General features: G+C 64.5%; 1 protein-coding gene and 1 pseudogene. Both read right to left on the bottom strand.

Translation table 11 applies throughout. The features are described 5' to 3' along the window. A partial coding sequence (locus ACV4UY_RS03070) for a BatD family protein (RefSeq protein WP_491606185.1) occupies nt 1-1,289 on the bottom strand: 1,289 nt, incomplete at its 3' end. Between the two features lie 5 nt (nt 1,290-1,294). Beyond that, nucleotides 1,295-1,648: pseudogene (locus ACV4UY_RS03065) on the bottom strand (hypothetical protein); the annotation flags it as partial.

Genomic DNA, 1,648 nt, shown 5'->3' with positions numbered 1-1,648 from the left:
GCGGGGGAGGGGACGCTGGGGACGGGGTGCGGTTGGGTGGCGTTGCCATCCGGCCCGGTCGCGGTGGCGGGGAGCACGGTGATGCGTCGTTCCGGCAGGCGCGCGGTCTCGATGCGCCCCTTGTCGCTGTTCCACCAGGGGATCTCGATGGCCGGCAGGGTGAACTCTCCGGGTGTTGCCGGAATCAGGGCGATTTTGTTCACGCTTTTGCCGATGATGCCGGTGACCAGCTTTTGATCCTCCAGGCGCGGCTTGTCCGGATAGCTTTTGATGGCCGGAGGGACCGCGATGGTCAACTCGGGCAGTTGCGCGGCAGTGGCTCCGTCGGCTTGCAGGGTGATGGTGCGGGTGACCGGTTCGCCGGCCTGGAATCGGGGTGGCTCGGGACTCCAGTTCTCCGACAGTTCCAGCCGGTGCACCGGCAGCCACGTTCCGCCGCCCCATCCGGTTGGAACCGGTTTGACCTCGATTCTGGCGGGTTCGGTGGCCAGACGGACCGTCTTGCCGGCCCGTCCCGGTCCGAGGGGGAAGTTCTTGATGAACGGGTCGTTGAAAAACTCCCTCAACAGCGAACCGCTCCTGTCCGCGCCAGGCAGTTGGGCGGTCAGGGGAATGGCGCCGATGGTGAGCGAGCCGCTTTTTTGCGGGAACAGGGCGTAGCGGCGCTCGGTGACGATGAAACGGCGTTGATCGCGGCTGGTCTCATAGGCCTGGTCCTCGCCGAGTTTTTCGATCAGCGCCTCGCCGCTCTCCACCTTCGGCTCTTGCAGGGAGGCTCCGGCGATCGGCACCGCGTTCAAGAATCGCAGGGTGAGGAGGATCTGCTCTTGCAAATGGACGCTCTTGCCGCTCCATTCCGCCTCGAGCTTGAGATCCGATTCGTCGCGCCCGGCCTGTTCACGGGCGGGGGGCGGAGCGGAGAGGATCTTGAGGGTGAGCGGCGTGCTGCGATCCTTGCCGAAGGCGATGGCCGGAATGGGGATCTCGCCGGCCTTTCTGGGCAGCAGCTCCAGGGTCCAGGTGATCGAATGGCTCTTGTGGCCGTTGATGAACTGAAAATGGTTGCTTTTGTTCTGGTCCAGGATCTCGAAATCGCGTTTCAGGGGGGAGAAGTCCGGATCGCCATCCGGGTTTTCGGCGGATGAGAAGATCAAGGAGAACGACTCGCCCGTCACCAGAGGATCGCGGGAGGCGCGTGCCTGGATCTCCGCGGACTCCGCCGGTCCGGCCAGGAGAAGAGAGAGGAGCAGGATCCATCCGGCGATCCGTCCGATCGAAGCGCGGTTCATGGGGCTCACCATGGATGACCCTCCGGTCGGCTCTGTCCATGCCGCTGATATTGATAGAGAAATTTTCGACGCAACAGTCCGCCCGGATCGTCCGGAATGCGTCGCAGCCACTGCTCGTCCGCCTGTCGCGCCTCGTCGGCATCGTTTGGCCGCGCATCGCTGGCGGCCATGGTCGGGTCGGAGGGGTTCTCCTTGCCCTGGGAGGGCTGGCCGGTGCGCGCTTGCTCCCGCGTTTCCGCCTCCCGTGGCTCGGCAGATTCCTGACCTTCCTTGCCTTCCTTGCCTTCCTTGCCTTCCTTGCCTCCCTTGCCTTCCTTGCCTTCCTTGCCTTCCTTGCCTTCCTTGCCTTCCTTGCCTTC

Source organism: Candidatus Magnetaquiglobus sp. (genome assembly GCF_058402785.1).
Note: the sequence above shows the minus strand (reverse complement) of the source record. Positions and strands in the feature narration are given on the sequence as shown.